Genomic DNA, 9,320 nt, shown 5'->3' with positions numbered 1-9,320 from the left:
CATGAAATTTTTATCCTGTGTTGTTGAGAGGTTTTCATTTAATCAGAAAATAAATTCACCAACTATTTTTATATTTTCTTCGACGCATGAATTTACAATCTATACAGTGGAAAAATCAAAATCACCAGAGTATTATCGTGGACCGGATAGTAGTTATCCCACCGCATGCACGCATGCAGTGGGATAACTAACCGACTCAGGGCGTTGCCCCGAGACCCTAAAACCCCGTCAGAGGGCGCTATGTCGAAAAGTGAAAGTCGGAAAATGAATGAGTCGCTGCGGATCCGTTGTACTACCGAAGAGGCCAATCTTATTCGTGAAAAGGCAGATGCAGCAGAGATGACTATTTCTGAGTTTATGCGCCGTGCATCACTGGCTCGCCGGATCGTGACCCGGACTGATTCCAAGATGATCACCACACTGCTTCAGCAAGGTGGTTTACTGAAACATCTCTACGTCCTGATGAGGTCAGAGATGACATCGGAACTGAGTAAGGAGTTTTCAGACACTCTGATTGGAATTAGACAAACGCTGAAAAATATTCAGATTGAAACAACGCAGGTAGGCGAGAAAAGTAAGGGTGAATGATGATCGTTAACGTATATAAACCAATGCGTTTTGATAAACACTTCGTGTTACTTACTCATCACCTTTTTGCTGTTTCCGGTGTTATGCCAGGCGTGCCTAAATCGATGATGTTTTCTGCCAAAGCAATGGCAAATTGGATCCACAAGCAATGTCATATTGATGGTGAACAATGGTCACTTCGTCCTCGCTATGAGGGCGGTACGTTTGAGACTACTTGCTTTGATATTTTTACTGCTTTGGCTGAGATGTCAGTCCAGGCCAGTCAAAATACTCGCTGCCTTTCCCCTGCCGTATGTTTCACTCTTTCATGGGGCGTTGAGGACGTTGTTTCTGATGATGCAGCATTTGCGAGTGTTCGCCTGTGCCGCGAGGCCCTTGGCCTGTCAGCTATGCCGTATGCTGCTGTTGTTCGACGCAATGATGCGCATACCTGGTGCAATATCCTCGTCAGTCGTATACCTGAATCAGGCGGAAAAGCGGCGAGCATGTGGCGCAACGTTGACACCCTTCAGCATGCTTGCCGCGAAGCAGAACTTCTCCACGGCTGGAAGCATGAAAAAGGTTCATGGGTGATTGAACATGATGAAATTGTGCGCCCGAGAAAGAAAGGATAACTGATGAACGCAATCACACCACAAAAACGCAATGATGGCGGTACGAGTTTTCACAAGCTCATTACTTATTTGTGTGTCCGTGATTCTGAAAAAAACATCATTAACGGTGCTCATGGTCCCACTGATGGATCGCGTGACTCATCCTTATCTGTTGAAATTGATGCGGCGCTGAATTCACTTTCTGATGACGCATTATTCGATGAATCTGGCATCGTTACCGACAGTTTCACTGACGGGCGACAGCGCGTTATTTGCGGCGAAGTGGTGTGTGAAACCAACTGCTTTTCTCTTGATACTGCCGCTATGGAAATGAAGGCTGTTGCGATACAAAGCCGGCGTTGCCCTGACCCGGTTTATCATTACATTCTTTCCTGGCGGGAAGAGGATAAGCCTTTAGATAACGATATATTCACCTGTGTTCAGGAAAGTTTGAAAAAGCTGAACATGGAAGGTCACCAGTACGTTGCCGCTGTTCACCGTGATACGGATAACGTCCACGTTCACGTGGCTGTCAACCGAGTCAACCCAGTGACATTTAAATCAGTCAGTTTGTGGAAAGACTATGACCATCTGCAGCAATCTTGTCGGGAAATGGAGCGCAAATTCAGCTATGCGGTGGACAATGGCAGCTGGCATCTGAATGACAGCGAAGAGCTTGTGCGTACCCCACGGGATTCTGTAGCTGCCCCGAGAGGTGCCCGCGCGCGCGAAATTTTTTCTGACCGGGAAAGCCTTCACGGTTATGCCGTTCGAGAATCCCATTTGGCGATAGAAAAAGCGCAAACAGAAGGGCGTCTCGACTGGCCACAACTCCACAATTTGCTCTACACCCAAGGTCTGGGTTTACGTGAACAAAACGGCGGGCTGGCGGTATTTGATTTGCTGCACCCTGAAGGCGTCAGCGTGAAGGCGTCAGACGTTCATCCGGCGATAAGTTTTCCGGAAATGACGCGCCGCTGCGGTGGTTTTCAGGAAGCGCCGCCGGTGTTTAATCCTGACCGCCCGGAAGACGGCATGCTCGGGATGTACAACCATTATATGCCGCAGCTGCACGTGCGCGACCAGGAAGCACGGCGCGAACGTCGCGAGGAAAGGGCAGTTGCGCGGGAGGTTTTACGTGCAAGATTTGAAGCATACCGGGCGGGATGGGAGAAGCCAGACCTGCGCAGCCGTGCCCGGTTTGAAGAAATAACCTTGCACTGTAAGGTCGTAAAAGCGCGCCTGCGCGAGACGGTGCGCGACCCGATTTTACGCAAGCTGATGTACCGGGTGGCGGAGTTTGACAAAATGAAAGCGAGGGCAGAGCTGCGGCTGCAGCTGCGCGACGAACGGCAGGCTTTGTCAGCGTCAGGGGCCAATCGGCCGCTGAGCTGGAAAGGCTGGGTTGAGCGCGAAGCCCTGCAGGGTGACGTGGCCGCTCTCAGCCAGATGCGCGGCTGGGCGTATCGAGAAAAACGTAAATCACGTCAACACGTCAATGCAGGTCATCAGCCAAACGCGGTGGTTATTTATGGTGTGGCTGACGATGCGCCTTTGTTCCGCTCAAACCAACATGAGAGCCGGCTGTTACGCGACGGCACGGTGAACTACCTGCGCGACGGGAAGCCGGCAGTTACCGACTTTGGCGACCGTGTCGAGGTATATGCTGCGCCGGATGATAAGTCAGATCGCTTTAACAACGACCTGGCTGCTGCCCTCACGGCCTGGAGAAGTGGTGAGCATGCCGTTGTTCGGGGAGAACCGACTGCGGTTAACCGTATTCTCTATTCAGGCGTTGTCCGGAATCTTAACAGTGACGACGGACACCGGTTCAAAGTGACCGACAGTCAACAGCAGGCAAGCGTTATCGCAACAGAAAACCATTACCGGCAAAATAATGCCCCCGCTCAACGCGACAGGGTGGAGGAGCAGCGTTATGACAATCAGCGTCAGGAAGATGCGCCAAAACCCGCGTTTAAAGACTTACCGAGGCCATAAGGGGGGAAGATAACGAGTAGTTCGAAGAGATACACCTAAGTCGCTGATTGCACAGGGTTGAAGGCCTGCACAATCAGCTAACCACAACAACCTAACAGGGAGGCTGCCATGGCTGCCGTGGATCCTATTGCATACACTAAAATGTGCAAGCTTTTTCCTGCACTAACGGTGAAACAGACTATCAATAGTTGTTTCTTTTCATTGGCATTAACAATCTTAAATTTCACTTTTCTCGAAGTAACTTCTGCAAGAAACAGTTTTGAAATATATATCACTAATATAAGGGGTATTTAGACGATAAAAATAAGGGGAAGATATCTAAGTCGCTGATTGCACAGGGGTGAAGGCCTGCACAATCAGCTAACCACAACAACCTAACCGAGAGGCTGCCATGGCTGCCGTGGATCCTAGTCAATTTTCACCGTTACACAAGTTTTTTCCTGAACTGACTGAATTACAAGCAGTTCATACATGTATGTTGGTTTTTGGGCACCTTTCAGTAGCAGAACTAGCTGAGCTACGAGATATAGCCCCTAACACTGTTATGGAGTCCATGAGTTCAGCCCAAAAGAAATTAGGTGTAGGCTCAATGAAACATCTCAGAATAACAGTGACGAATAGAGTGCTGATGCATATCGCTTTATACATTTTTAAATGAAATTAATTTTAATAATTAACATTAATTTTGCTTAAATAAATTCACCTGAAAAACCTGCAAAAATAAAAGCAGGTTTTTTTTCTTATAATTTCAGGCTAATCAGATGGTTAATGAAACCCTGTTAGGTTAACAGGGTTTACAAGGGTAAGAATATTCCTATCTAATGTTTACATTGTAAAATTTAAATTTACCAAACATTACGGGAATACGCATGCCTGCCAATAACAAGGACAAACCAAAGGTCGTCCTTCTTCAGCTTACCCCTGAGTTGATTGCATTATTAACTGCTGCGTCCGGTCGTTCCGGTCGAAGTAAAACCCGTGAGGCATATGTACGTCTGGAAGACCATTTAAAGTTATATACAGACTTTGCGGCCTTCGGACGCCGATTCCCTGCTGAAGGCAGTGATACGCAAAAAAGCTAATATTTACTCTTGCTGGCATTGATTATGCCGGATTCTGGTTATTTTAATTTTGCACACTCTCGCGGGTGCGCAGGGCATCCCCTTGTCTTTTTTCGGGTGCCGGCTCTTTAACAACGTGCCCGTTTAACCCTGATCTCAAGGTCCTCTCTTGCCGGCATGCAGTGCTGATGTGCGGAAGACGTCCGGAGGCTATGTCATGGCCTGTCATACATCAGGGGAACCCGTCAGATCCACAAGGTCAACAAAGACGGGGCAGCGTGAGGAGCGAGACTATCCATGTTTTCTTAACTTCGCCCACACCGCTGACCGGGACAGTGCAAAGTCGGAATTGTGGGTATTGTCTTATATCCCTACTTATTAGTTTGACGTAACCACTACAGGCCCCGGGGCGATCCGTCGGGCAACCAGTATCTGGTGATGGTTAGCCCTTCAAATGCTGAAGGCGCGAACGGGTTTCCCTGTCTCAATACACCACATAACGCAAAGATGACAATGAGTAATCTGTGCGGGCCCACTTCTTCGGGAGTGGGTCAGCCCGGGTCTGCTGATGCAGGGCCTCTTTCATGTTTATGGGTTTTTTTGAAAGCGTTTGGGGTGTGACGTGAAACTTACAAAAAGAAAACGAAACGAATTACGCATGAAATTTGACGGGTGTTGCGCCTTTTGCGGCGACGTTCTGCCGGCTCAGGGGTGGCATGCAGAATGTATTGATACGGAGTGCGTTCCCGGAGGTCTGGTTCCGGTTTGTACGGAATGCAGTACATCAAAAGGGGAGGTCTCTCTCGATGAGTTCCGGGCCCTGTTATCACAACAAGTTGACAGGGCGCATCGCAACAGCAGCAATTTTCGCACCGCTCTGCGGTTTGGACTCGTCAGCAAAACCGGCGTGCCGGTGAAGTTCTGGTTCGAAAAACAGGCAACAAAGCGAACGTTCAGTTCTGCCTGTACGCCTCCCGACCGCTATCATTGCGGGCCGGCTTCATAATATTTTCTTCCCCTGTTATATCAATTCTTGAGGTTTCCTATGCAAATCCCAAAACTGCTCGCTGCCAGCGTTATGCTGCTGGCGGGGGCTAACGCCTGCGCGTCAATGCTTCAACCTGCTCCCGCCTCGCAACCTATATCCCGCGCCAAAAGCTGCGATGATTGTATTGATTTCCGCGTCAGTGCCTACCGCTTTAAGACGCCGATAAATGCAAGCGTGGCCAGCATTTTCAACATGCTGGGACAGAGAGGGATAACACCTGAACAAGCCGGAACGCCTGTGTTTCTTCATGCGAAACCAGAAGCGCTGGCTGATGCCTTGTCCTTGCACGGACAACTGACGCCGGTACTGCAGTGGTCAGGGACCACCCTTCCCGGACAACCTCTGCCGTTGCAAATCAGCAGCGAGAGGGAGGGGAAAGAGAAGGGGTTTGAAGGGCTGTTTAACTGGTCCGCCTTCTCCCCGGTCACCCCGACGTGGGCTCCTCTGTTGAACTTCTCGCTCAAAGTTGTTGATGGGTCGTCAATGGTCAGCAACAGCGGCAGATGGTTATTTCCGCGGGGCGCGACTCTGTTAAATGTACAGCCCTTTGAAGGGGACGCGATTGTGTGGATTATTCAGGTGAAGTGACCAGCAACCCAAGATGCAGCAGTCATGATGATGCCCTGAGTCGCGGAAGAGGCGAGCCTGGGTAACGGCGGGTCAAGGTTCTTATATCAAAAACAGTTCCGGTCAAGCAGCCCGAAGGCCAAACGGGCACCGGTTATCAGCGGCATGTCGCGGCGTAAACTCAAGGGCATGAGCGAGGGCCACTGCGAGAGTGTGGTACAGCAAGACTTCTGGCTTCCCTTCCGTTCACACGCTATTTCTCAGCCGTTCCGGAGTCACCTCTATGTCATTTATCGAAAGGGCAGGCCTGTTTCCTGTCCTGCTTCTGGCCGGCTGTGCCGTCCCTTCAGCGCCGAAAGAACCTGCCGCCGACGGCGTGGTGGACAATCTCATCACCCGCAGCACGCAGGATATCAGCGCAATGCAATACCGGCTGCATCAGAGCGGGCAGAGCGCCCAGCGGCCGGTGTCCCCGGCGGCGCAGCGTTCCCCGTCACTGCCTGTGACGCGGCCTGCAGAAAACTATGCGCTCAAAACAGCGGGCGTTTCTCCGCCAGCGCGGTCTTTCTTCAGCGGCGGCTCATCGTCGTCAGTCACGTCGCTGGCCAAAGCCGGCGTCGCACCAACGTTGCGCAGTGCGCTGCGTAAAATTGTGCCTGAAGGCTGGCAGGTGAACTATGCACCGTCGGTAAAACCGGACGCGCCTCAGTTCTATCACTGGGAGGGAAATGACCAGTGGCCATACGTCATGAAAAAGGTGCTCAGCGGTAGCGCACTGATTGCCTCCGTTGGGATAAAAACCCGGACCGCGGAAGTCTTTGAAGCAAACGTGGCGGTTCCCGCCGGGCACCCGGCGACATCCATGTCCGAGAAACCCGTGCATTCTGTGCCTGGCTCGTCAATAACACCATTAACAGTTCCGAAACAACCGCTTCTTTTGTCCGGCAATGTCAGGAAAACCCCGATTACAACGGTTGTTCCTGCACGCCCGCCGGTGCCGCACGTGCAGAAACCGGCCGCGTTGGTTCCTGTCTTGCCTGTGCGTCACTGGCATATCGACGCGGGTAATACCCTCAAAGATACCTTGTTTGCCTGGTCTTCCGCCGAAGCCTGCACCACACCGGGGATCCCCCATTGGACAGTTGCCTGGGTCACGCCGGTGAATTACCGCGTCGATGCACCGCTGAATTTTGACGGCTCTTTCCGCGACATGCTGAATAAACTCTTCACGCTGTATGGCACTGCTAAAGTGCCACTGTATGCGGGGGTGCGGCACGAACAGTGTGTGATTTCTGTGGACGATAAGGAGGTGCACTGATGATCGTCATTTACTGGATCCTGGCGATGTTGTCTGGGCTTTTTCTGACCGGCCGTTCGCAGGATAGCGAGGATGTGCAAAATATCGTACAAAACCAGCAACAGTCTTTAACTCTTCTGGCCGCCCAGAGCGTGCGCTATATGAACCGTATTAACGACTGGCGGTATGTCCACCCCGACGTGGATAACACGGGGGTGAGCGCCGCTGACCTGTCATGGACGCCACCCGCCGGGCTGAATAATGTCATTTCTGCCGGGCGAACCTTTGTCTGGCAGGCCGATCAGCCCGGTCTGATGGCGGCATTGCTGACACAGACGCGCGCGTCAGCGCTGGTGGGCAGGGTGTCGCAACGGCATCTGACCGACAGTCTGGGTAACGACATGCAGGTGACGGTGCCGGAAATTATCCCGGATAACAGCCTGGTGTATCTCAACTGATCTCACGCGCAGTCACCCGTACCTCATGCCGGTGACTGCGTGTCCTCTTTCTTCCCAGGAATATTTCCTTATGAAAATCATGACACGCCTGTCGGCGCTGGCATTGCTATGCCTGTCGCTGACCAGTTGCAGTACCCTTGATGGGGTGGACGCCACCGCCAAACGCGCCGAGCAGGACGGCGCGCTGGCGGACGCCCATCTGCAGGCACTCAAAAGCGGACAGGTGGTGCGCGACCTGCCTTCCCAGTGGATAAACCCGGTGCCCCTTAATGACGCTCCGGGACAAACGTCGTCACTGCCGCCGTGTGCGGTCTCGATCAACCGCCCGGGCGCGGTGTCACTGGCGTATATAAGTTCGTTTATCAGTGACACCTGCCATATTCCGGTCGTGGTAACCCCGGATGCGCTGGCGATGCTGAACGGTGGGGCGACGGGCGGGGCCACGGAGAAAATGAGTGGCCCGCTGCCGGCACCGGATGCCAACGGCATGATGCCGCTGGGAACCCTGGGGCTGACGGGGGGATCGCGACCTCCTGCTGCTGCGCCGGGCGGTGCGATGTTACTCGGTGTGTCATGGAACGGAGAAGCGGGCGGGCTGCTGGATAACGAAACCACCCGTCTTGGGCTGTCATGGCGATTTGAGTACGGGCATGTCGCGATATTTTATCTTGATACCCGTAATTACCCGGTCATGTTCATGGACAGCCTTACCGGTTTTGACTCCAAAACCGTCAGCGGCACGACCTCATCCTCCGGCAGCGCCGGAGGCAACAGCAGTGGTATCAGCGGCGATGCTAACACCTCGCAAAGTACAACGTCAGGCATAAAAACTAACCTGTATAAAGACATCAGCGAGACGGTGAAGTCAATGCTGACGCCGGGGAGCGGGCGTTCTAACCTTTCTTCCGGCGTGCTGACTGTGACTGACACGCCGCGGGTGCTTGACCAGATTGGGCGCTATCTTGATGACCGCAACCGCGAACTGAACCGCCAGGTGAAGATTTTCGTGCAGGTCTTCAGCGTTGAAAGACGTAACCAGCATCAACTGGGCATCGATTATAACGCGGTGCTCACGACGGGCAGCGTGGCCAGTACGCTGGTCAGTCCGTTCACCGGTGTCGCTTCAGACGCGCTGAGCGGCGGGGCCACCATTCTTGACGGGCAGGGCAAAGGGACGGCGGCATTCCTGCGCGCACTGGATGAGCAGGCCAACGTCAGCGCGGTGACCGAAGCCACGGCGCTGACCACCAATATGTCGGCAGCCCCGATTCAGGTGGCCCTGCAGCAGGATTATGTGCCTAACGTCAGTACCAGTCAGACCGCCAACGTGGGGTCGAGCACGTCCATATCCAGCTCAACGGTGACGACCGGTTTTAACATGACGGCTCTGCCGTTCCTGATACCCAATTCATCGAAGATGCAGCTGAACTTCTCCATCAGTATGTCGGATGACCCCACCTTCACGGACTACCTCAGCGGCACGTCCAAATCACAGCTGATGAAAACGCGACTCAAGACGTTTACCCAGCGCGTGATTATGCAGTCCGGGCAAACCCTGGTATTGAGCGGTTATCAGCAGATGAATAACACCGCCAATCATCAGGGTGTTGGCAGCTACCGCTTCTTTGGTCTGGGCGGCGGGGCGCGTAGCGATGATGACCGCAACGAGCTGGTCATCCTTATTACACCGGTACTCATGGGGTAAACGAC

10 protein-coding genes are annotated in these 9,320 nt (G+C 52.7%); all 10 read left to right on the top strand.

All coding sequences use genetic code 11. The features are described from left to right. On the top strand, nucleotides 1-187 hold a 187-nt coding region (locus J1782_RS07300; RefSeq protein WP_217152776.1), incomplete at its 5' end, for a hypothetical protein. 53 nt (nucleotides 188-240) lie between these two features. Further along, entirely contained in the window at nucleotides 241-588 is a 348-nt protein-coding gene (mobA, locus tag J1782_RS07295) for a plasmid mobilization protein MobA (protein ID WP_217152775.1), read from the top strand. After that, the gene (locus tag J1782_RS07290; protein WP_217152774.1) at nucleotides 585-1,202 is read left to right on the top strand and encodes a relaxase/mobilization nuclease domain-containing protein; all 618 of its coding nucleotides are present in this window, start codon (nucleotides 585-587) and stop codon (nucleotides 1,200-1,202) included. Before mobA ends, J1782_RS07290 begins: the two co-directional genes overlap by 4 nt. 3 nt (nucleotides 1,203-1,205) lie before the next feature. After that, nucleotides 1,206-3,179: a TraI/MobA(P) family conjugative relaxase gene (traI, locus tag J1782_RS07285; RefSeq protein ID WP_217152773.1), complete on the top strand. Its 1,974-nt coding sequence runs from the start codon at nucleotides 1,206-1,208 to the stop codon at nucleotides 3,177-3,179. Nucleotides 3,180-3,570: 391 nt separating this feature from the next. Beyond that, nucleotides 3,571-3,837: a TraJ protein gene (locus J1782_RS07280; protein ID WP_217152772.1), complete on the top strand. Its 267-nt coding sequence runs from the start codon at nucleotides 3,571-3,573 to the stop codon at nucleotides 3,835-3,837. 211 nt (nucleotides 3,838-4,048) lie between these two features. After that, nucleotides 4,049-4,261, top strand: a complete 213-nt coding sequence (locus tag J1782_RS07275) for a TraY domain-containing protein (protein ID WP_217152771.1) — start codon at nucleotides 4,049-4,051, stop codon at nucleotides 4,259-4,261. Between the two features lie 1,024 nt (nucleotides 4,262-5,285). After that, nucleotides 5,286-5,876, top strand: a complete 591-nt coding sequence (locus J1782_RS07270) for a hypothetical protein (protein ID WP_217152770.1) — start codon at nucleotides 5,286-5,288, stop codon at nucleotides 5,874-5,876. A 262-nt stretch (nucleotides 5,877-6,138) separates the two neighbouring features. Beyond that, nucleotides 6,139-7,173, top strand: coding sequence for a TcpQ domain-containing protein (locus J1782_RS07265; protein WP_217152769.1), 1,035 nt, complete (start codon nucleotides 6,139-6,141; stop codon nucleotides 7,171-7,173). Beyond that, nucleotides 7,173-7,610: a type IV pilus biogenesis protein PilM gene (pilM, locus tag J1782_RS07260; protein ID WP_217152768.1), complete on the top strand. Its 438-nt coding sequence runs from the start codon at nucleotides 7,173-7,175 to the stop codon at nucleotides 7,608-7,610. The genes J1782_RS07265 and pilM overlap by 1 nt, the downstream gene beginning before the upstream one ends. A 70-nt stretch (nucleotides 7,611-7,680) precedes the next feature. Further along, nucleotides 7,681-9,315, top strand: coding sequence for a PilN family type IVB pilus formation outer membrane protein (locus J1782_RS07255; RefSeq protein ID WP_254302962.1), 1,635 nt, complete (start codon nucleotides 7,681-7,683; stop codon nucleotides 9,313-9,315). Nucleotides 9,316-9,320: the final 5 nt, after the last annotated feature.

The sequence above is a fragment of the Rahnella sp. BCC 1045 genome, assembly GCF_019049615.1.
Taxonomy (GTDB): domain Bacteria; phylum Pseudomonadota; class Gammaproteobacteria; order Enterobacterales; family Enterobacteriaceae; genus Rahnella; species Rahnella contaminans.
Note: the sequence above shows the minus strand (reverse complement) of the source record. Positions and strands in the feature narration are given on the sequence as shown.